This window comes from Sciscionella sediminilitoris (assembly GCF_000737195.2).
Taxonomy (GTDB): Bacteria; Actinomycetota; Actinomycetes; order Mycobacteriales; family Pseudonocardiaceae; genus Sciscionella; species Sciscionella sediminilitoris.
The window spans coordinates 1-18,109 of sequence record NZ_JALM01000121.1 but is presented as its reverse complement, the minus strand read 5'-3'; the positions used below and the strand labels follow the sequence as shown (position 1 = coordinate 18,109).

Sequence of the window (18,109 nt, the reverse complement as noted above, 5' to 3'; positions counted from 1 at the left end):
GGTCCAGTTCCATGGCGATTAATTGGTCCAGTCTGGGGGTGGACTTCCACCTCGAGCTGCCCGAGGGCGGAGCACGCGGGGCGGCACTCGCCGAGGCGGTGCGCTCGGCCGTGCGGGACGGGCGGCTGGCCGCGGGCACGGTGCTGCCCTCCACCCGGGTGCTGGCCGCGGAGCTCGGCCTCGCGCGGGGCACGGTGACCACCGCCTATCGCCAGCTCTCCGCCGAGGGCTACCTGGTCACCGCCCAGGGGGCGCCCACGAAGGTCGCCGCGGTCGCCGGCAAGCAGGTGCGCGCCGAACCCGCCCCGGAACGGCACGGGCGGCCGCGGTGGAACTTCCAGCCCGGGCTGCCCGAACTGAGCGAATTCCCCCGGCAGCAGTGGCTCGCGGCGAGCAGGGCGGCACTGGCCGCGATGCCGGCGAGCGAACCGGGATTCCCCGATCCGCAAGGACATCCGGTGCTGCGGGCCGCGCTCGCCGCCTATCTCGGGCGCGCCCGAGGGGTGCTCGCGGAACCGGAACGGATCGTGATCTGCGGCGGTTACTCGCATGCCCTCGCGGTGCTGGCCACCGTGCTGCGGGCCCGCGGGATCGGCGAGTTCGCCTTCGAGGACCCCTCGCTGCGCCGGTACCGGGACATCGCCGCGCGGCAGGGAGTCCGGGTGGTTCCGTTGCCGATGGACGAGCACGGCGCCCGGGTGTCCGAACTCGACTCCCCGGTCCTGGTCACCGGGGCGGCGCACCATTACCCGCTCGGTGTCCCGCTGCATCCGGCGCGTCGCGGTGAGCTCGTCGCCCGCGCGGATGTGCTGGCGATCGAGGACGACTACGACGGTGAATTCCGTTACGCCGGCCCGAAAGTGGGTGCGCTGCAGGCGCTTGCCCCCGAGCGGGTGGTGTACGCGGGCACGGTCTCCAAGACCCTCGGTCCGGGGCTGCGGCTCGGCTGGCTCGTGCTGCCGAGCGAGCTCGTCGAACCGGTGCGCGAGGAGATGTACTACGGCGGCCAGGTGACGAACGCGATCGACCAGCTGATCTTCGCCGAGTTCCTGGAATCCGGCCGCTACGACAGCCATATTCGCCGGGCCCGCGCGATGTACAAGGCGCGCCGGGCCAGGGTGCTCGCCGCGCTGGAGGGAATTCCCGTTGTGCCGCAAGGAATCCCTGCGGGGATCCATCTATTGCTGATGCTTCCGCCCGGCCTGTCCGAGGCCGAATGCCTCGGCGTGCTGCACGGGCATTCGGTGGCCGCGGAATCCTTGCAGCGCAGCTGGTTCAGCGCGCAGGGGCGGCCGCAGGGGATCGTCATCGGCTACGGGGCCCCCGCCAAGCACGCTTTCGGGCCCGGGATCGAGGCCTTGCGCACCGCCTTGGCCACCGCATGCCGGTGAGATGGGATGATCGGCCCGTGTCGGAACAGGACGAGGTGACGCAGCGGCGGCGCGCGGAGATCATCGCGGCCGCGCTCAAGGTGTTCGCCGAAAAGGGGTATCACCACTCCGGAATCGCGGACATCGCCCGCGAACTCGGGCTCGGGCACGGCACCTTCTACCGGTACTTCGCCAACAAGCGCGACATTCTCACCCACGTCATCGCGCACACCAAGCAGCGCCTCGCCGAGGTGGTCGCCGGTGAACGCCCGACCGCCGCGGACAGCATCGAGGAGTACCGGGACCAGTTCGAACGGCTCGGCCACGGGATGTTCGACCTGCTCATCGATGATCCGCAGATGGTGCGGCTGCTGTTCGTGGAATCCTTCGCCGCGGATCCGGAGCTGACCGCGAGCACCCTCGCCTTCTTCGAACTGACCGGGAAGACGGTCGCGCGGTATCTCGAGAACGGGGTGAGCAAGGGATTTCTGCGCGCCGATCTGGACACCGAGGCCACCGGTCGGTGCATCACCGGGGTGATCTTCGCGGGCGCGCTCTCCCTGCTGAGCAGCCCGGACCCGAAGCAGACGAGGGACCGCACCGTCGCGGCCATGTCCGCGCTGATGTTCGAGGGTGTCGCACCCCGGTAAACCTCGCCCAAATGAGGCAAAAGTGCTGCTTTTCGCTTGTGTCCGGGCGCGCTCCGTGCTCAGAATGACACGTCATTCCGCTGCGGATCACAAGGATGTGAGCATATGTCTCGACGAGTACGCGGCTGGGGTATGCGAACCGGTCTCCTGACGGCCGTCCTCGCCTTGGTGTTCACCACGGCCGGGCTGCCAGCCGCGGCCGCGGAACAGGGCGACGACTTCGGCAAGTGGGACGGATTCTGGGGTCCGTGGAAGTGGGGGAGTCAGCCACAGCTGACCGAGAAGGTACCGGCGCCTGCCGCGCTCGGCCGTTACGACTACGCGGATTTCGACCACGACGGCGTGCCCAACATCAAGGACAACTGCCTGCTCGTGCCGAACACGGACCAGAAACCGGCGGGCAAGGGAGATCCGGTCGGTCCCGGTGACATGCTCGGTCTCGCGGAGAAGTGGAAGAAACAGCACCCGGATTCCCGGTTCCGCACCGACGATCAACTCGGTGAAGCCTGCTCGGGATACAACAAGAACTACCTCAAGACCACCAAGGGGCTCATCGAGGCGCCCGACGAGGTCAAGGACCAGATCTTCGAATACCTCGGGCAGTCCGGGCCGATGTTCGGCGGCTCCAAGGATCCGAAACCGGGATCACCGGCCTATCCCGAGGGGCAGGGGAATTTCGCGGCCTCCCTTCCGATGTGTTCGAGCTGGAAGAAGGAATCCGAGATCGCCGACTGGATCGCGAGCGGATTCAACGACAAGACCAAGGGGTTCTTCCACTGGCTCGCCGACATCGCGTCCAAACCGCCGTTCGACAAGTGGACCGACTGCGGGACGGGGAATCTGCCGAAACCCGTCGAGGACACCGCGTTCAAGTACTGGTTCTGGGCCGGGAAACGGCTCTATACCGACGAGAACGGCGGCAAGATCAGCAACCGGTTCTTCCCGGGGATCACCGAGGCTCCCGGATTCGACAAGCTGGTGTCCGATACCCCGATCGGCCAGTTCATCAACCGGCTGCATCCGGGGATCTTCCCGAAGGGAACCCCGCAACTGGGTATGGGTTACATCTACCGCGGCAAGTCCTACCGGGACGGGAACGACACGATTCTCATGGACTGGCGCGGACCCAACAACTATCTGGTCGGCAGCATCTTCATGGCGCAGAGCGGTTGGCTGATCTACGACGAGTGCCGGGCCATCCAGACCGGGGTGTATCACTGCTCCGCCGTGCTGGATCTGGTGCTGGACAACAGTAAGGGCAAGCGGATCACCTGGAACGAGGGCTGGATGCCGTGGGTCATCAAGGGCCCGCCGTCCAAGGACGAGTACATCGACGCGATCCGGTCCCCGTTCCCGTCGAGCTAATCCAGCCAGTGCACGGTGACGGCTCGCATGTCCCGTGCTTCGGCGAGCCGCTGCGCTTCCGCCTCGGTGTCCGCGCGCACCGGGGCGGAAACGTGCCCGAAGGCCTCCACGGTGACCTCCAGCTTGCGCCCGCTCGCTTTCTGGCGTACCGCGCCCAGGATCTCGCCGTCCACGAGCAGGGCGCCCGGATTACCGAGGATGCGCCACAATCGCTTGCGCGCCAGGGCATCCGGAACCAGGAACGCCCGGTTCCGGGACTGTAGGTAGGGATCCATCGGCGGCAGCAACCGCACGATCGGTTCCCCGGGAAGCTCGCCCGGTTTCTCGGCGAGAAAGGCGGGCGCACCGTCCACAGTGCACTCGAGCAGGTCCCGCGGCCACACCGGGGTGAGCTCGCGTTCGGTGCTGTTGAGGAAAGCGACGGCCTCCTGGATGGTGGCCGGTCCGAGGAAACGCAGGTAGGTCCGGATCGCCGCGGCCGGATCCGGTTTCCGCTTCGGCCGCCGCAGGTTCCCCGGCTGGAGCACGACCTTGGGCGCCTGCCGGTCGAGCACGATCCCCGCGGGCAGCATCGCCACCCGCATCAGCTGCTCGTAGACGTGGAACGCCCGGCAGCCACGGCAGTCGTAACCGAGACCGCGCGGGATGCGTTCGGTGATCGCGGTACTCGCCGCTCCCTTGGTCATCGGCCCGGTGATCACCTCGGCCGCGACCGAGGCGACCGTGCCGATCGCCTCGCTCGCCGGCATTCCGCAGCGCTCGACCTGCGGTTTGCTCCAGGCCAACCGTGCGGCCGCGCCGTCCTCGGTGCGCGGGGACAGCGCCGTGGCCAGCGGGCCGAGATCGGCGTCCCAGTGCAGATGCGGCGCGCCGCGGTAGGTCCAGGCCAGCGTCAGCCCGGGGTGATCCCAGCCGGTCCGCGGGGTGCGCGCGGCGAGCGCCTGCGCCACGCTCGTGCCCGTATGCTGCAAGCCCAGATCCAGGATCGCGGGCTCTTCTTCGAGCCGGTACAGGCCCTGGCGGTGCATTCGATAGCGCAGCACCTCGTCGCGGCTCAGTTCCATGACCCGGGTCCTCACGCCTCCAGTGTCCAGTCCAGTTCGATCGTGCCCTGTTTCGCGTCCATCGGGAAGTGCATCCGCCCACCACCACGCAGTCCGGTCAGTTCACCGGTGCCGGACTCGGGCACCACCTCGAGCTCCGCGGACACCGCGTCCGGTGCGAAACCGCCGACCGAACGGAGTACGCAGGTGCCCCGGTGGCCCTCGATGCTGCCGGTGAACAGTTCGTAGCCGGTGTAGCCACCGGTATTGCCGAGGTAGCAGATCGCCCCCTCGAAGGTCGATTCACCGTCGACCGGGCCGGTGTAGTGGTAGCGGCAGTGCATCGACGCGAGCCCATGCCCTTCCGCCTCGCAGGACTTCGACTCCTGCCAGTCGCTGTGCGTGAGCTCCGCCTTGGTGCTTGTCATGATCCGGCTGCCCTTCGTCGTGTTTCCTCGTGCCGCGCACCAGTCTGGCCGGGAAACCTGCCATCTTCTGTCATGTTTCTGGAATACTTTCCGACCATGCGCGCCGGCCGACTGCTCTCCGTCCTGTTGCTGTTGCAATCGCGCGGGCGCATGACGGCGACCGAGCTGGCCGAAGAACTCGAGGTCTCCGTGCGCACCATCCACCGCGACATCGAGGCACTGTCCGGGTCCGGGGTGCCCGTGTACGCCGAACGCGGGGCCGCGGGCGGATTCCGGCTGCTCGACGGGTACTCCACCAAACTCACCGGGCTCACCGAGGCCGAGGCACGGTCCCTGCTGTTCAGCGGCATTCCCGGCGCCGCGACCGAGCTCGGACTCGGCCAGGTGCTCGCCGCCGCCGAACTCAAAGTCTCCGCCGCACTGCCCGGCGGCCTGCGCACCCGTGCCGACCAGGTGCGTCAGCGCTTCCTGCTCGATCAGCGCGCCTGGTTCCGGACCAGCGAAGAAGTCCCGCACCTCATCGAGATCGCCGACGCCGTCTGGGCCCAGCACCGGATCCGTGTCCGGTACCGCCGCTGGGACGGCTCCATCGTCACCCGCACCCTGCGACCACTCGGACTCGTCCTCAAAGCGGGCGTCTGGTACCTCATCGCCCTCGCCCGCCACGGTGAACCCAGGATGTATCGCGTCTCCCGCGTACACCGGGTCCACACCCTCGAACAGAGCTTCGACCGGCCGGAAGACTTCGACCTGCGCGAATACTGGTTCGCCCGCGACGAGGAACTCCGGTCCCGGCTTTACCAGGGCTACGCCGTCGTCCGCCTCTCCGCACGGGCCCGGCGGATGCTCCACCTGCTCTCCGCCATCCCGCTCGGTGAACACCAGCTCAGTACCCTCCTCGCCGAACCGGACGGGTGGACCACCGTGCGCCTGCCCATCGAAAGCCACGAACACGCCGTCGCCCAGTTCCTCCAGCTCGGAGCCGGTTGCGAAATACTCGAGCCCGTCGAACTGCGCGAACGCGTCATCGCCGAACTCGCCGCCATGGGCCAGGTGTACGGGGCGGGAGAGGCGCCTACTACACTGTCGCGCAGGCCCTCGTAGCTCAGGGGATAGAGCACGGCTCTCCTAAAGCCGGTGTCGTAGGTTCGAATCCTACCGAGGGCGCCCCTGCCGATCAGCTGGTCGACCTGCGCCGATCCGCCAGCTTGATGATCTTGGCACCGTCCCGCTCATGATCAACGTGTGGCAAATGTGTGGCAAGGTTTTCATGAATATTGCTGGCGTGATCGCTGGGCGGCTCGTCAAGCGCTCGTGCGACCGCTGCCCATTGATCAGGGTGATCACGAGCCAACTGGTTGATCCGCACGCGCACGGCCTCCTCGTCGAGCTCCTTGTCTTGTCCGAGTGCTTCGCGTGTGTCGTCCCAGTGGGCTTGCCCGAAGTGGGCGTATCGCTGGGTCGTTGAGCGGTCCTTGTGGCCGAGCAGGACCGCGAGCTCGTCGAGGGTGACCTTCTTGGATTGGATGAGCCAGCTGGCGTAGGTGTGGCGCAGGTCGTGCGGGCTGGCGCCGACGATCCCGGCTGCCGCGACAGCGGGGTCCCAGTGGCGGCGGCGGAAGTTCTGGTAATGCAACGGCGTGCCGTCGCGGCTGGGGAACAGCAGCGCGTCGTTGCAGGGCCGGTTGCCCCGGTGTTTGGCGCGACAGGGGATCGGGGGATGAGTGTCAATCCATACTTGTAGGTTCGAGGCGAGCTCGTCGGTGATCGGGAGTCCGCGGCGTTGGCGTCCCTTGGGGTAGGGCTTGATCTCGCCGAGGGCGCGGTCGAAGACTTCCTGGATGAGGATGCTCTTGTGATCGAGATCGAGACGGCGGCGGTGGAACCCTGCGATCTCGCCCCAGCGAGGGCCGGTTCCCACACCGAGCTGGCTGATAATGGTTGTCAGTTCGTCGCCGACTGAGACCAGACGGTCGAACTCGTCGTGGGTGAGGAAGTACTCGTCGCCATCCTCGCCTTCGTCGAGGCCGAGCTCGGTGCAGGGGGTGTAGTCGATCAAGCCCTCCACCACGGCCGCGCGCATACTCGCCGAGAACAGGCGCACGATCTTCAGAATCGTCCGTGGCGCCAGGGGATCGGCGCCCTCCCGGCCGAATTTCGGAGTTTTCGCGAGCTCGTCGCACCACTCAAGGACAGCATCACGATCGATCGTCCCCAGCGGTTCCTCTCCCCAATATGACCGGATATGCCGTTTGATCTTGCCCTTGTCCCACGCCGCGGTGCTCGGCTCAACGTCGCGCTTGGGCTCCCACTGGTCACACCACTCGCCCCAGGTCATCTTCTGTCCACGCTTCTTCGCAGCCGGGCGTCTTCGTACCTCATCCTCCTTGATCGTCGCGCGGCGTCTCGCCTCCGATTCTTGGCTGTACGTATCCGGAAGCCAGAATCGGCTGCCACGACGGTCTCGGTAGAAGCCTCGGTAACGGCCACTCGGCAGCTTCTCGGTCCAAGCCATGGATAGTCATCTCCTTGGTGTGTAGGCAAAATCTCGGTGTGATCAGTAGCCGCGGCAGGCAGAGCCGCGGCATTGCTTGCGGTTGCGCCGGTTCTGGGTCCTTCGGTGGGTCTTGCCCGGGCGACTGTTCGTCGCGTCCTGAGTCGGTCGGTTGCGGCGATGGGATCGGTTGCCGTGCCGCGCCGTTGTTGGTCGTGGCTTCAGGCTTCGGGGTGGGAGTGGGTCGTCGCGCTGGCACCAGTGGGTGTGCGGCGGGAGTCCGTGCAGGGAGCACAGGCTTGCGGGCGTGATCAGCGTTCGGGCGCGTCCGCGGCACGACTTCCTGCTCGTGTGCTTCGTGACGCCACTCCGCGGAAGGGCGGTCGGTCTGGATCAGCGATGTCGGCGGCGGCGTGACGGAATGATCACCGGCGGGAGGCGTCGAATTTCCTGAGTGAAATGCCGCGACCACGAGAAGTACCGCGGTTAGCGAAGCGGAACTAAAAAGAATGGCGGGCGGATTCGGACGGTGTCGGTTCTTACGTTGCCTCGGTTCCACGTCTGGTGACACAGCGCGCTCAGCTTCAGCGTACGCACCTAACCACACAAATCGGTCACCGAGCGTGTGATGAATCCGCTGTCGATCACGTCTCCGTTGATGCAGGAGCGCGAGCATGAATGCTGCAGCACCGCCGATGAGCAGGGCAACAGCAGTGATGATTAGACCTATGAACACCAGCGATGCTTACATGCAGTGACATGATCATTTCAACGTTCCCCAGGAGAATTCTAATGCTCTGAATTCATATCGTTATCAACTGTTGGGCTATTCGGGTGACGATGATCGACACCCCGTAACATTCTGCGTTCTTCCTGCAACGCATCCCGATATCCGCGCAACAGCTTCCGTTTCTCCCGTTTGGATAGCGAGCTGTCGACGATCATCTGTTCATACTCATCCTGCGGCTCCATTTCGTCATGCTCGACGGCGGGGGTAGTTGCGACTGCTGTCGCTGGAATTGGCCCGCCATCGAGGACCACCTGAGCGGTCGACTCATCCCATGTTGACAACGCCCGCCCGATTGCCCGGAGGTTGGTCGCTCCCACGCCAGCCTCGCCCTGTTCGACGGCAGCCAGGCTGCGCAGACTGACCCCGGCGACCCGGGCGAACGCGGGTCGGAACTTGTACCCGTCAGCTTCGCGCTGATTCGTCACCGCTTCGCCGAGACGGGCGCGAGCTTCCGCCGAGTAGTCGGCCGTGCGTAGTCGTCGTGTAGCCACGCATGCAGAGTGCCGCAGAGTACGGCAGAACGCTACCTGCTGGGTACCGCGTGTCCTGCCGCTTTGGCGCCAGTACTTCGCTCGTGCTCGGTAACTCTGCTGCTGCATACATTGCAGAGTAATGCATAGAAACGCAGTATTGCAAGGTCATCGACACTAAATTGCACGATTTTGCTTGACTATCGATGCAGAACAGTGCATTGTCGTGGTCATGCTGAAGCTAGACAGTCTGCGGACCAAGCACCGCGTAGCTGAGCTGGGACTGTCCACCGAAGAGCTTTCGAAGCGCGCCGATATCCCCTACGGAACGCTCCGCAACGCTGTCGCCGGACGGGACCCGATCAACCTCCGCCGTGCCTACCGCCTCCTTGAAGCACTCAACCCCCCTGGCCGCGCCCGGATCCTGATCGAGGATCTTCTCGCGCGGGGCGAAAAGCCTTCGGACTCGCCGAATCAGCCCGTGACCCCAAAGGGGCCGCCACGGCGTCAAGACCACGATGGCAAGAAAACCGGCCCGAAGCGGCACAACGAGGCGGCAGCCTGATGGACACGATGACGCCCGCGCAGGTTGTTGCCGAATACGGCTTCCACCTCACCACCGTCCACAAGGCACTCGAAGCCGGTGAGCTCCATGGCCACCAACGCAAGTTCAAGGGGCGCTGGCGTATCGAGCGATGCGCGGTCGAAGCATGGATCAAGGGCGGCGACAGCCGCGCCGCATGCTGCGGCTCCAACGTCCGACAGCTCCGCCGTCGCACGGCGTGAATTCAGCGCGGCCCCGGTGGTGCAACACCGGGACCGCTATCCACAGGAAACGGAACAAGGAGATTCCCGTGAACACCAAGAAGTATAAGGGCAAGCATCGGCCGACGTTCATTCGCCGAGTCGCTGGCTGGATGGTGCTGGATGTCCTTTCCCGCAACGGTTCCGCCGTGGTTACTCAGGTGGGCGCGAGACACAGTCGAGGCGAGTAGCGGTGCCCGAGCATCACTTCGACGAGCGCGACAAGGCGCATCTGGACGAGGCCGCAAGGCTGATCTCCGATGTGCTCGATGGGAAACCAGCCGAGCTGACGACGCAGGTGATTTCCCTGCTGTGCGGCGCGATCCACAACATTCAGATCGGCGAGCGGTACCTGGGGGTGCAGCCGTGATGGCCGACATCTCCGAGCTGCGCATTCCCACCGATGAGATGCGCGCCTGGAACCAGGGCGACGAATGGGCTGCTGAGTACGACGAGCCGATCAACCCGTACGACGACGAGCGCCTGCAGGCCCGTTGGAATCAGGGGTTCTGGGGAATCTCGATGCAGTCGCCGATCGAGGAACCCGGCCCCGATGTGGTGCCGGTCGAGTCGATCACCGGGACGTGTCCGGAGTGCGGGTCCGCCGAGCTGTGGCGCGATCAGCTCTCGGGTGACCGGGGCTGCGCCTCGTGCACGTGGGCCGAAGGGCGGAACGGATGATGAACGAGTGGAGCGAAGTCCTTGTGCCGCTTGATGATCAGGTCAGCGTCGAGCGTTGCGACCTGATCGTGGTTCTTCGCTGGCTGGAAGAACAGCACACACCGATGATGGTTTCCGACGCCGAGCTTCGTTTGCGGCAACAGCTCATGGCGCTTGCAGATGAAACAGTGCCGCATCGGAATCGCGGGCATGCGGTTCGTGTCGCGCTCGCCGTGTGTTCGGCGCTGGTGCTGATCGGCGTCGGTATCGCCTGGTTGCTGCTGGGGGCGACGTAGAAATGCCTGACTACTCGATCTGCGAGGTCCATTCGGCCGCGTCCATGGCGCTGGGCGAGCGCTGTGATCACAAGCGCTGCCGGGAGGTGGCGGCGTGGCGTATCGGGAACGCTGAGTTCTGTCCGCGGCATGCCGCGATGCGGCTGCGGAGCCCGATGTACTTGTCCGCGGTGCGGAGCCGCGATCTCAATGCCCTGTGGGCGATTACTGAACGAATGAACAAGGAGCGGTGACGATGGCTGTTGTTGACGAGTCCGCTGTGGACATTGCGAGACGTAAGGCGAACGCGTTGCGGGCGTTGGCGGACATGATCGAGGAGCATCCCGAGATTCGGGTGGCGTACCTGGACCAGACCTATGGGCTTGACATCTGGTGTTCGCGTTCGGCGAAGGAACTTGCGGCGATCGCGCGTGCGGCGCTTAAGCACGGGGCGACGGTGGCGAAGGACGTTCGCGGGGACATGTTCAACGTGGCGGTGTCGTGGCACGGCATGAAGTTCAAGGCCCTGGGCAAACGCTCCGAGGTGTGCGAGCGGGTCAAGGTCGGCGAAGAGACCGTCACCGAGATGGTGCCGGATCCGAAGGCGTTGGCGAAGGTGCCACGGATTGAGCTGACGAAGACAGTGGATCGCTACGAGTGGCGGTGCGCGCCGCTGTTGGCTTCGGATGGTGTGGCGTGACGCTGCAGCGGATCAATACCGGTCGTGGGCATTGGTACAAGCTTGATGGTCGTAAGGCGGATGGTGTGACCACGTTGATCGGTGACGGGTTGCGGAAGAAGCCCTTGGAGAGTTGGGGAATCCGCACCGTGGCCGAGTACGTGGCCGATCACCTCGACGAGGTGTACGCGATGCGCGGAATGGGACGCGAGGCGATCGTGTCCGCGCTGAAGCAGTCGCCGTATTCGGATCGGGACGCGGCGGCGCGGCGGGGCACAGAGGTGCACAAGCTCGCCGAGGCCTTGGCCGCGGGTGTCGAGATCGAGGTGCCCGAGGAACGGCCGGGCATGTGGAGTCGTATGTGCGGTTCCTGGATGAGTGGGCGCCGCAACCGGTGCTGCTCGAGACCCCGGTGGCATCGCGGAAGTGGTCGTATTGCGGCACGTTCGATGCGGTGTTCGATCTGCCGGACGGTCAGCGGGTGATTGCGGATATCAAGACCTCGCGGTCGGGGATCTGGCCCGAGACCGCGCTGCAGCTGGCCGCGTATCGGTATGCCGAGTTCTACCTGGACCGGGAACGCCGCGAGCAGCCCTTGGAGAGTCTGGGGATCACGAGCGCTATCGGGATCTGGGTGCGCGCCGACGACTATGACGTGGTGCCGATCGAGGCCAGCGAGGAGCAGTTCGGCAAGTTCCTGCACATCGCGGTCGGTGCCCGGTGGCAGAAGAACAACGGTGAGCTGATCGGCGCGCCGATCCACCCGGGCGGGGAGAGCGCGGCATGACCGAGAACGAGATCGAACCCCGCATGGAACCAGGGGTGGAGGTTTCGAAGCTGGCTCAGTGGGCACTGGATGCCCGCCAGGCCCACCTCGTGGCCGAGTCCCTGGCGCGCACCTCGTTCGTGCCGGAGGCGATGAAGGGCAAGCCGGGAGAGATCACCGCGGCGATCTTGACCGGCGCCGAGATCGGCCTGGAGCCCATGTCGGCGTTGCGCAGTATCGACGTGATCAACGGGACCCCGGCGATGCGGGCGCACGCGCTGCGCGGGCTGGTGCAGTCGCGCGGGCACACGGTGTGGGTCGAGGAATCCTGCGACACCCGCGCAATCGTGTGTGGGCAGCGCCGCGGTGACGAGAACGTGCAGCGCTCGGTGTGGACCCTGGATCGGGCGAAGAAGATGGATCTCACGGGCAAGTCGAACTGGCGGCGCATGCCCCAAGCGATGCTCGTGGCCCGCGCGACCTCGGAGCTGTGCCGGTTGATTGCTTCCGACGTGATGCTGGGTATGCCCTATTCCACCGAAGAACTCGCCGACGAGACCCCCGACGAACGCACTCCCACCATGTCGGCGCGGTCGAAACGCACCGCCCGCCGCAAACCACTACCCACCGTGGAACCAACGGCGCCCGCGCTCGAACCCGCGGCCGAGCCTGCCGAGCCCGAGACCGGTCGGGCCGAGGAACCCGCGCTCGAGGACGACACCGACGACCGGGCCGTGGACCTGGCCGAGATCGAAGCCGAGAACGCCGCCGAGCCCGGCGGGGTCGACGAGAACCTGTTCGGCGGTGAGCCGTCGTGATGCGATTGGGTTCGTTGTTCACTGGGTATGGCGGTCTCGACATGGCGATCGCAGCGGTGCTGCCGGTTCACACGGTGTGGGTGTGCGACAACGATCCTGCCGCCGCGGCGGTGCTGGCGTATCGCTGGCCGAGGGTGCCGAACCTCGGCGACATCACCGCCGTGGACTGGGACCGTGTCGGGCCGGTCGATGTGCTGGCTGGGGGTTCGCCATGCCAGGACATTTCCGGGGCCGGGAGTCGCAAGGGGATGCGCACGGGCACGCGGTCGGGGTTGTGGGCGTCGATGTGCGACGCGATTGGGGTTCTGCGCCCGTCGTTGGTGTTGTGGGAGAACGTGAGGGGAGCGGCTAGTGCCGAGGCCGATAGCGATCTGGAATCCTGCCCGGGATGTGTGGGAAACCCCGGCGACCGGGTTGTTCTGCGAGCACTCGGACGTGTACTCGCAGACCTGGCCGACCTCGGGTATGACGCGGTCTGGTGTGGCCTACGCGCTGCCGACATCGGCGCCCCGCACGGCCGGTTCCGCATCTTCCTCGCTGCTACCGACACCCTCGGCGAACCAGGCCAGCAACGGAGGCTCGCAACACCCCGAGAAGCGCGCAGCGGGCGGACATTCGGTCCAGCTGCAGGACGTGGTGGAACACCTGCTGCCGACACCTACGGCGATGGATGCGGCGTCCTCGAGTGGATCGAACCCAGCGTGGGGACACAGGGAGACGCTGACGGACGCGGCCCGACAGGTGTCGACTGGGGACGCTACGAGCCCGCCATCCGCCGCTGGGAACACCTGCTCGGACGCCCAGCACCCGTTCCCACCGTCACCGGGACCCGAGGCGGGCGAGTCCTGAACCCGGCACTGGCCGAGTGGATGATGGGCCTTCCCGCCGGATGGATCACCGCTGTGCCCGGCATTGCGCGCAACGATCAGCTCCGCTTGACCGGAAACGGCGTCATCCCGCAGCAAGCCACGGCCGCGTACCGCTTCCTGCTGCCGCTGCTGCTCGGCCAGGAGGTAGCGGGATGAGCATGTACGAAGAACTGACCATCCACGTGACGTTGCTCCGCACCGGGATGTTCTCAGCTACCCGCACTGTCTCCCGCTGGTTTGTCGGGCGGCCACGGCAACACCGTCAGTTCCGGCCATCGCTGGCGCCATCGTCGCGACTTCGTCTCGTAGACGTGCTGGGGTGCCAGCACGGGGTTGGGGCGGACGACGAGGTTGAACACGTCGGCGAACCCGTGGGGTGCGTAGATGCGCCAGTGATCTGCGTTGTCTCGGCGAACGCCGAGGCAGCAGGTCGTCGCTGCGAAGGAATCGATGGCTGCTTCGGTCGACGCGTAGGGTTCGCACGGCACGCCGAAGTGCTCCTCGTACCACAGGTGCACTCGGGCTTCGTTGCGGATTTCCACGACGACGGGCAGGTCGCCGAACAAGCGGGCGCCGGCTTCGATGGCGGTGTTCTCGGCTTCCCAGCTGAGTTCGGAGTAATCGAAGTAGAACAGGTCGTAGTCCTTGATCCCGTCAGCGGGCGGCCGACCCGTCGCCACGTTCCACACGGTCTGGAACAGACACCCCGCGGTCAGGTACCAGCCGGGAAGATCAAGTTCGGTGGCTCGGGCCAGTACCTCCATCAACATCTCGTTGCGCTTCAGCGCGGCACGAAATGCCTCCAGTTGCTCGGTGACAGCCAGCTGGCCAATCCTCATGCCAGCTGTATACCAGCCCCGTCGCCTCGCGTCGCCGGTAAACCGACCGATGGCACTCCCTACGGATTTGGGTCCGGTGATGCCGTATGAATCCACAGCCACCGAGACGGACACCCGAGTTCGTCGGGCGGATGATCGCTGCGGAACGGAGCGGTCTGGTTTGCGAGGTGTGCGGGCGGGCACGGGCGACGAACGTGCATCACCGCAAGGGCCGTCAGATCTGGGACCCGTGGCGCCCGTCGAACCTGCTGCACCTGTGTGGTTCGGGCACGACCGGGTGCCACGGCGCGATCACCGAACACCGGGTCCCGGACTACGAACGGGGCTGGTCGATCCGCCGCACCGGCCGTGCCGAACCCGAACAGGTCCCGGTGCAGGTGTGCTTGTTCGGTGATCCGGTGTTCGTGTTGCTGGACAACCTCGGTGGCCGCACACCGGTACCGCACGGGCCGAAGGGGGTGGCGGCATGACGCTCTCGCTGACCGGGGATCCACGCACCGACGCCGTTGTCCCGGTCGCCTCAAGGTTGGCGTGGGCGGTGCGCCTCGGCGACCGGGACGGCGTGGATGAGGCCATCAACGAGGTCACCACGCTCAACGGGCCCGGCCTGCACACGCTGGCGGTGGTGCTGGCCGCGATGGTGCCCGTGGACCAGTCCCCGGGTGGGCTGTTGGCGTGGCTGAGATCCTCGCGGCTGCGCGCGGTCGGCGTGAACGCACCGACCGCCGCGGTGCTGGCCCCAGAGACCGCATCGGACGAGCCGGACGAGGCTGCGGTGCTGCGCTGCATGGCCGGTCACCTGCCGGGCGGAGAGCTCACCGTGGGCGAGCGCCGAGAGGTGGTGCGTCGCCTGCACGGGCACGGGCTCAGCGATCGCGAGATCGCCCGGTGGGCGCAGATCTCGGCCCGCACGGTGCTTCGGATCCGTGGTCGCCTCGGGCTGGCGGCGAATACTCGTCGGGTGGTGGCCTAGTTGGCGCGGATTCGCACGATCAAGCCAAGCTTCTTTCGCTCCGAGGACGTGTCGGTGCTGCCATTGCGTGCGCGCCTGACATGGATCGGTCTCTGGACGCATTGCGACGATCAGGGCCGCACCAAGGACAACGCGCGGTTGATCAAGGGCGATATCTGGCCACTCGATGACGTGTCGCTCGCCGAGATCGAGGAAGACCTGGAAACCCTGGCCGCCCGTGGGCGCATTGTGCGCTACGAGGTGGACGGTCGGCGGTATCTGGAAGTCACCAACTGGAGTGAGCACCAGAAGATCCAGAAACCCTCACCGTCACGTCTACCACCACCCCCGCACCATTCCGATAGTCCTCCGGTAGCCCTACCGGACTCCTATCGTGGGGAAGGGAAAGGAAAGGAAGGGAAGGGAGGGGACGCGCGCGAGCGCGCGGATCCGCGGCGCTGCCCCGCGCACCAACACGACCCGGACCCGCCGAACTGTGGTGCCTGCGCAGATGCCCGTCGCCGCACCGATGCGGCTGCCGCGTCGCTGGCTGCCGAGCGGGTCGAGGTGCGCCTGGCAATCGAGGCCGCCAAACAAGACCTCGCCCAGGAATGCCGCCACCACACCGCGGGCGGCCAGTTCATCCACCCCGACACCGGTGTCTCGGCGACATGCGCGTTCTGCCGCCACGAACAGGAACGAGCGTCATGACCCGCATCGACGAGTTCAACCACACCGCCTGGGAAGCCGAGCAATACCCGTGCCCCCGATGCGGCGCACCCGCCGGAACCACCTGCCGCAACACCATCACCGGCAACCCACTGCGCGGACCCGCGCACTGGCAACGCATCCAGCAAACCACCCAGCACCAGACTGGCGAGCTCGACGCGGCCCGGCGCCGGATATCCGGGGAGGCGATTCGATGACCAGCCGAGACGAGTTGATCAACGAGCTTGTCGAACGGGTGCGGCACCTGGAAACGGTGCACCACCCCGTGGACGTGTCCGGGTTGCCGTTGCCGATCGGCGGGGCGGACGAGGACCCGTGCCAGCGCACCGATATCGACGGTCTTCGCTGGCAGGTCGGGAGGGAATGGACCGTCATCGCGCAAGAAACCCCGGACCATCCGGCGTGCATCTTCCTGCGGGACCGGTGGGGACAGGACACCGGCGATGTCGAGTGCATGACCGCCGAAACCGCTCTACAGCTGGCGGGCGCGCTCGTCGCAGCCGCGAAACAGCAGACCGACGAGCTCGGCGCGGCCCGGCGCCGGAAAGTCGAGCGAACCACGGATCAGAAAGGAGCGGGCATTGAGTGCTAGAACGACGATCGAGTGGACGGACACGACGTGGAACCCGGTGACTGGGTGCACGGAGGTGTCCGAGGGCTGCGATCACTGCTATGCGAAGACGCTCGCCGAGCGTTTCCGGGGCACGCCCGGGCACTACTTCGAGAACGGGTTCGATGTGCAGCTGCGCCCGGACAAGCTCGCCGAGCCGTTGCGGTGGCGCAAGCCGCGCCGCGTGTTCGTGAACAGCATGTCGGACCTGTTTCACGACGATGTGCCGGACGCCTTCATAGCGCGCGTGTTCGCGGTGATGGCGCGCTGCTCACAGCACACGTTCCAGATCTTGACCAAGCGGCACGGCCGCATGCGCTCGCTGCTCTCGGCCCCGCACTTCGCGGAACTGGTGACGACGTGGGCATGGCGGGACGGTGTTCGCCCATTCACGCCGATGGTTCAGCTACCAGTGCCGAACGTGTGGCTCGGCGTGTCCGTCGAGGACCAGAAGTGGGCGAATATCCGGATCCCGGCGCTGCTCGACACCCCGGCCGCGGTTCGGTTCCTGTCCTGTGAACCACTCCTCGGGCCGATCGTGCTCCCGGAAACGAAGGCGATTGACTGGTTGATCGTCGGCGGCGAATCCGGTCGCGGCGCGCGGCCGGTGCACCCGGACTGGGTGCGTGGCCTTCGAGACCAGTGCGCGGCAGCCAATGTCCTGTACTTCTTCAAGCAGTGGGGCGAGTGGGCGCCCGAATCCGTGTGCGCCACCGAGCGCGGCGCCCGTGGTGCGCTCTACATCGAACGCGACGGCGCGACCCGTCCGGCAGCGTTCGGTGCGCGCGGCCAAGCCGTGACGATCCAGCGCAACGGGAAACACCGCACCGGGCGACTGCTCGACGGTTTCACATACGAGGCGTACCCGTGCTCAGAACACGGGGGTCGGGTCGAGTGGAATCCAACCGCCGACACATGGCTACCCGGCACGGTGATTGCCCACGACGGGCCACTGCTCCGGATCCGGATCGACGACAACCAGCAGGTGTTCATCGTCGATCCGCGCGACACGCGCCCGCTTGCGGAGGTGAGCGCGTGACAACGAACCGGGCCGCACGGTTCGCCGCCCTCGGCGTGGCACTCCGCGCCGCGCACCACGTCGGCGACCACCAGGCGCAGACGAAAGGCGAGCCCGGGCGTACCAGTGCGATCGCCTGCGCCGGGCACGTCACCACCTACACGGCCGTTACCGCGGGCCGCCGTCATCGGCGCAGCCCGGCACCGGAAGGAGCAGCATGGCGAATCCCGCTGAACCCGACCAACCACAGCCAACCGTCTACGAGCTCGAGGTGCCGATGCTGCGCCCACCGCACCGCCGCGGCCAGCAGACCTCGCTACGCGTCGGCCCGCCGCTCACCGCGAACATGCGCCTGGACTGGGGCCGCCGCGCCGCGCGCACATCCCGGATCCGGGAAGGCGTCGGGTGGGCCGCGAAAGCCGCTCGAATCGGCCGCCAGAAGCACATCACCGTTCGGTGTCAATGGCCAGTTTGTTGTCC

General features: G+C 66.4%; 28 protein-coding genes and 1 tRNA gene. 24 read left to right on the top strand and 5 right to left on the bottom strand.

Annotated elements, in window-relative coordinates:
• Positions 1-11 precede the first annotated feature (11 nt).
• The 3 genes from pdxR (at position 12) to AD72_RS32115 (ending at position 3,385) form a co-directional block, all read left to right on the top strand.
• Positions 12-1,391 (top strand): MocR-like pyridoxine biosynthesis transcription factor PdxR, encoded by a 1,380-nt coding sequence (gene pdxR, locus AD72_RS32125; RefSeq protein WP_031470398.1) that lies wholly within the window; start codon positions 12-14, stop codon positions 1,389-1,391.
• Between the two features lie 17 nt (positions 1,392-1,408).
• A complete protein-coding gene (locus tag AD72_RS32120; protein ID WP_031470397.1) occupies positions 1,409-2,020 on the top strand; it encodes a TetR/AcrR family transcriptional regulator in 612 nt (203 codons plus the stop codon).
• A gap of 105 nt (positions 2,021-2,125) precedes the next feature.
• On the top strand, positions 2,126-3,385 hold the full coding sequence (locus AD72_RS32115) for a thrombospondin type 3 repeat-containing protein (protein WP_156365476.1): 1,260 nt from the start codon (positions 2,126-2,128) through the stop codon (positions 3,383-3,385).
• On the opposite strand, the gene AD72_RS32110 is transcribed toward AD72_RS32115, so the two are convergent.
• On the bottom strand, positions 3,382-4,449 hold the full coding sequence (locus tag AD72_RS32110) for a DNA glycosylase AlkZ-like family protein (protein ID WP_031470395.1): 1,068 nt from the start codon (positions 4,447-4,449) through the stop codon (positions 3,382-3,384). The two genes, AD72_RS32115 and AD72_RS32110, sit on opposite strands and share 4 nt — an antisense overlap.
• Before the next feature lie 11 nt (positions 4,450-4,460).
• A complete protein-coding gene (locus tag AD72_RS35300) occupies positions 4,461-4,856 on the bottom strand; it encodes a DUF3224 domain-containing protein (protein WP_063890838.1) in 396 nt (131 codons plus the stop codon).
• Between the two features lie 96 nt (positions 4,857-4,952).
• Between AD72_RS35300 and AD72_RS32105 the strand changes: the two genes are divergently transcribed.
• Together AD72_RS32105 and AD72_RS32100 are read left to right on the top strand one after the other, a co-directional pair.
• A complete protein-coding gene (locus AD72_RS32105) occupies positions 4,953-5,960 on the top strand; it encodes a helix-turn-helix transcriptional regulator (protein ID WP_051899244.1) in 1,008 nt (335 codons plus the stop codon).
• Positions 5,951-6,023, top strand: a tRNA-Arg gene (locus AD72_RS32100). The genes AD72_RS32105 and AD72_RS32100 overlap by 10 nt, the downstream gene beginning before the upstream one ends.
• Positions 6,024-6,033: 10 nt before the next feature.
• Here AD72_RS32100 and AD72_RS32095 read toward each other — a convergent pair.
• Both AD72_RS32095 and AD72_RS36910 read right to left on the bottom strand, forming a co-directional pair.
• Complete coding sequence (locus AD72_RS32095) at positions 6,034-7,371, bottom strand: tyrosine-type recombinase/integrase (RefSeq protein ID WP_082469276.1); 1,338 nt, start codon at positions 7,369-7,371, stop codon at positions 6,034-6,036.
• Positions 7,372-8,139: 768 nt separating this feature from the next.
• Positions 8,140-8,631 carry a hypothetical protein gene (locus AD72_RS36910; protein WP_156365475.1) on the bottom strand — a complete coding sequence of 164 codons (492 nt, stop codon included), beginning with the start codon at positions 8,629-8,631 and terminating at the stop codon, positions 8,140-8,142.
• A 211-nt stretch (positions 8,632-8,842) separates the two neighbouring features.
• Between AD72_RS36910 and AD72_RS36905 the strand changes: the two genes are divergently transcribed.
• The 12 genes from AD72_RS36905 to AD72_RS36130 all read left to right on the top strand — a co-directional run bounded on the left by AD72_RS36905 (position 8,843) and on the right by AD72_RS36130 (position 13,637).
• Positions 8,843-9,175 (top strand): helix-turn-helix domain-containing protein, encoded by a 333-nt coding sequence (locus tag AD72_RS36905; protein WP_156365474.1) that lies wholly within the window; start codon positions 8,843-8,845, stop codon positions 9,173-9,175.
• The gene (locus AD72_RS32085; protein WP_031470391.1) at positions 9,175-9,396 is read left to right on the top strand and encodes a helix-turn-helix domain-containing protein; all 222 of its coding nucleotides are present in this window, start codon (positions 9,175-9,177) and stop codon (positions 9,394-9,396) included. Before AD72_RS36905 ends, AD72_RS32085 begins: the two co-directional genes overlap by 1 nt.
• 68 nt (positions 9,397-9,464) lie before the next feature.
• Complete coding sequence (locus tag AD72_RS37805; protein ID WP_156365473.1) at positions 9,465-9,605, top strand: hypothetical protein; 141 nt, start codon at positions 9,465-9,467, stop codon at positions 9,603-9,605.
• 2 nt (positions 9,606-9,607) lie between these two features.
• On the top strand, positions 9,608-9,784 hold the full coding sequence (locus tag AD72_RS36895; protein ID WP_156365472.1) for a hypothetical protein: 177 nt from the start codon (positions 9,608-9,610) through the stop codon (positions 9,782-9,784).
• Positions 9,784-10,095 carry a hypothetical protein gene (locus AD72_RS32080; RefSeq protein ID WP_031470390.1) on the top strand — a complete coding sequence of 104 codons (312 nt, stop codon included), beginning with the start codon at positions 9,784-9,786 and terminating at the stop codon, positions 10,093-10,095. Before AD72_RS36895 ends, AD72_RS32080 begins: the two co-directional genes overlap by 1 nt.
• Positions 10,095-10,370 carry a hypothetical protein gene (locus tag AD72_RS32075; RefSeq protein WP_031470389.1) on the top strand — a complete coding sequence of 92 codons (276 nt, stop codon included), beginning with the start codon at positions 10,095-10,097 and terminating at the stop codon, positions 10,368-10,370. The genes AD72_RS32080 and AD72_RS32075 overlap by 1 nt, the downstream gene beginning before the upstream one ends.
• 2 nt (positions 10,371-10,372) lie before the next feature.
• Positions 10,373-10,603 (top strand): hypothetical protein, encoded by a 231-nt coding sequence (locus AD72_RS32070; protein WP_031470388.1) that lies wholly within the window; start codon positions 10,373-10,375, stop codon positions 10,601-10,603.
• A gap of 2 nt (positions 10,604-10,605) precedes the next feature.
• Positions 10,606-11,049, top strand: a complete 444-nt coding sequence (locus AD72_RS32065) for a hypothetical protein (RefSeq protein ID WP_031470387.1) — start codon at positions 10,606-10,608, stop codon at positions 11,047-11,049.
• A 65-nt stretch (positions 11,050-11,114) separates the two neighbouring features.
• A complete protein-coding gene (locus AD72_RS36890) occupies positions 11,115-11,513 on the top strand; it encodes a hypothetical protein (RefSeq protein ID WP_156365471.1) in 399 nt (132 codons plus the stop codon).
• Positions 11,510-11,815, top strand: a complete 306-nt coding sequence (locus AD72_RS32055; protein ID WP_197285139.1) for a hypothetical protein — start codon at positions 11,510-11,512, stop codon at positions 11,813-11,815. Before AD72_RS36890 ends, AD72_RS32055 begins: the two co-directional genes overlap by 4 nt.
• Positions 11,812-12,612, top strand: a complete 801-nt coding sequence (locus tag AD72_RS32050; protein WP_031470386.1) for a hypothetical protein — start codon at positions 11,812-11,814, stop codon at positions 12,610-12,612. The genes AD72_RS32055 and AD72_RS32050 overlap by 4 nt, the downstream gene beginning before the upstream one ends.
• On the top strand, positions 12,612-13,637 hold the full coding sequence (locus tag AD72_RS36130; RefSeq protein WP_031470385.1) for a DNA cytosine methyltransferase: 1,026 nt from the start codon (positions 12,612-12,614) through the stop codon (positions 13,635-13,637). The genes AD72_RS32050 and AD72_RS36130 overlap by 1 nt, the downstream gene beginning before the upstream one ends.
• Before the next feature lie 53 nt (positions 13,638-13,690).
• Here the strand turns inward: AD72_RS36130 and AD72_RS32040 are convergent, their stop codons facing one another.
• The gene (locus AD72_RS32040; protein WP_031470384.1) at positions 13,691-14,320 is read right to left on the bottom strand and encodes a nucleotidyltransferase family protein; all 630 of its coding nucleotides are present in this window, start codon (positions 14,318-14,320) and stop codon (positions 13,691-13,693) included.
• A gap of 86 nt (positions 14,321-14,406) precedes the next feature.
• On the opposite strand from AD72_RS32040, the gene AD72_RS32035 reads away from it, so the two are divergent.
• From AD72_RS32035 to AD72_RS36880, 7 genes are all read left to right on the top strand, one after another.
• Complete coding sequence (locus AD72_RS32035) at positions 14,407-14,790, top strand: hypothetical protein (protein ID WP_156365469.1); 384 nt, start codon at positions 14,407-14,409, stop codon at positions 14,788-14,790.
• Positions 14,787-15,293, top strand: coding sequence for a hypothetical protein (locus AD72_RS32030; RefSeq protein ID WP_031470382.1), 507 nt, complete (start codon positions 14,787-14,789; stop codon positions 15,291-15,293). Before AD72_RS32035 ends, AD72_RS32030 begins: the two co-directional genes overlap by 4 nt.
• The gene (locus AD72_RS36885; RefSeq protein ID WP_156365468.1) at positions 15,294-15,983 is read left to right on the top strand and encodes a hypothetical protein; all 690 of its coding nucleotides are present in this window, start codon (positions 15,294-15,296) and stop codon (positions 15,981-15,983) included.
• Complete coding sequence (locus AD72_RS32020; protein WP_031470380.1) at positions 15,980-16,198, top strand: zinc finger domain-containing protein; 219 nt, start codon at positions 15,980-15,982, stop codon at positions 16,196-16,198. Before AD72_RS36885 ends, AD72_RS32020 begins: the two co-directional genes overlap by 4 nt.
• Positions 16,195-16,593: a hypothetical protein gene (locus AD72_RS32015; RefSeq protein WP_031470379.1), complete on the top strand. Its 399-nt coding sequence runs from the start codon at positions 16,195-16,197 to the stop codon at positions 16,591-16,593. The genes AD72_RS32020 and AD72_RS32015 overlap by 4 nt, the downstream gene beginning before the upstream one ends.
• Positions 16,583-17,650, top strand: coding sequence for a DUF5131 family protein (locus AD72_RS32010; RefSeq protein ID WP_082469275.1), 1,068 nt, complete (start codon positions 16,583-16,585; stop codon positions 17,648-17,650). Before AD72_RS32015 ends, AD72_RS32010 begins: the two co-directional genes overlap by 11 nt.
• A 196-nt stretch (positions 17,651-17,846) precedes the next feature.
• A partial coding sequence (locus tag AD72_RS36880; protein WP_197285137.1) for a hypothetical protein occupies positions 17,847-18,109 on the top strand: 263 nt, incomplete at its 3' end.

Coding starts and splice junctions, on each gene's coding strand:
- pdxR (WP_031470398.1), top strand. CDS start 12: ATGGCGATTAATTGGTCCAGTCTGGGGGTGGACTTCCACCTCGAGCTG.
- AD72_RS32115 (WP_156365476.1), top strand. CDS start 2,126: ATGTCTCGACGAGTACGCGGCTGGGGTATGCGAACCGGTCTCCTGACG.
- AD72_RS32110 (WP_031470395.1), bottom strand. CDS start 4,449: ATGGAACTGAGCCGCGACGAGGTGCTGCGCTATCGAATGCACCGCCAG.
- AD72_RS35300 (WP_063890838.1), bottom strand. CDS start 4,856: ATGACAAGCACCAAGGCGGAGCTCACGCACAGCGACTGGCAGGAGTCG.
- AD72_RS32105 (WP_051899244.1), top strand. CDS start 4,953: ATGCGCGCCGGCCGACTGCTCTCCGTCCTGTTGCTGTTGCAATCGCGC.
- AD72_RS32095 (WP_082469276.1), bottom strand. CDS start 7,371: ATGGCTTGGACCGAGAAGCTGCCGAGTGGCCGTTACCGAGGCTTCTAC.
- AD72_RS36905 (WP_156365474.1), top strand. CDS start 8,843: ATGCTGAAGCTAGACAGTCTGCGGACCAAGCACCGCGTAGCTGAGCTG.
- AD72_RS32085 (WP_031470391.1), top strand. CDS start 9,175: ATGGACACGATGACGCCCGCGCAGGTTGTTGCCGAATACGGCTTCCAC.
- AD72_RS32080 (WP_031470390.1), top strand. CDS start 9,784: ATGGCCGACATCTCCGAGCTGCGCATTCCCACCGATGAGATGCGCGCC.
- AD72_RS32075 (WP_031470389.1), top strand. CDS start 10,095: ATGAACGAGTGGAGCGAAGTCCTTGTGCCGCTTGATGATCAGGTCAGC.
- AD72_RS32070 (WP_031470388.1), top strand. CDS start 10,373: ATGCCTGACTACTCGATCTGCGAGGTCCATTCGGCCGCGTCCATGGCG.
- AD72_RS32065 (WP_031470387.1), top strand. CDS start 10,606: ATGGCTGTTGTTGACGAGTCCGCTGTGGACATTGCGAGACGTAAGGCG.
- AD72_RS32050 (WP_031470386.1), top strand. CDS start 11,812: ATGACCGAGAACGAGATCGAACCCCGCATGGAACCAGGGGTGGAGGTT.
- AD72_RS36130 (WP_031470385.1), top strand. CDS start 12,612: ATGCGATTGGGTTCGTTGTTCACTGGGTATGGCGGTCTCGACATGGCG.
- AD72_RS32040 (WP_031470384.1), bottom strand. CDS start 14,320: ATGAGGATTGGCCAGCTGGCTGTCACCGAGCAACTGGAGGCATTTCGT.
- AD72_RS32035 (WP_156365469.1), top strand. CDS start 14,407: ATGAATCCACAGCCACCGAGACGGACACCCGAGTTCGTCGGGCGGATG.
- AD72_RS32030 (WP_031470382.1), top strand. CDS start 14,787: ATGACGCTCTCGCTGACCGGGGATCCACGCACCGACGCCGTTGTCCCG.
- AD72_RS32020 (WP_031470380.1), top strand. CDS start 15,980: ATGACCCGCATCGACGAGTTCAACCACACCGCCTGGGAAGCCGAGCAA.
- AD72_RS32015 (WP_031470379.1), top strand. CDS start 16,195: ATGACCAGCCGAGACGAGTTGATCAACGAGCTTGTCGAACGGGTGCGG.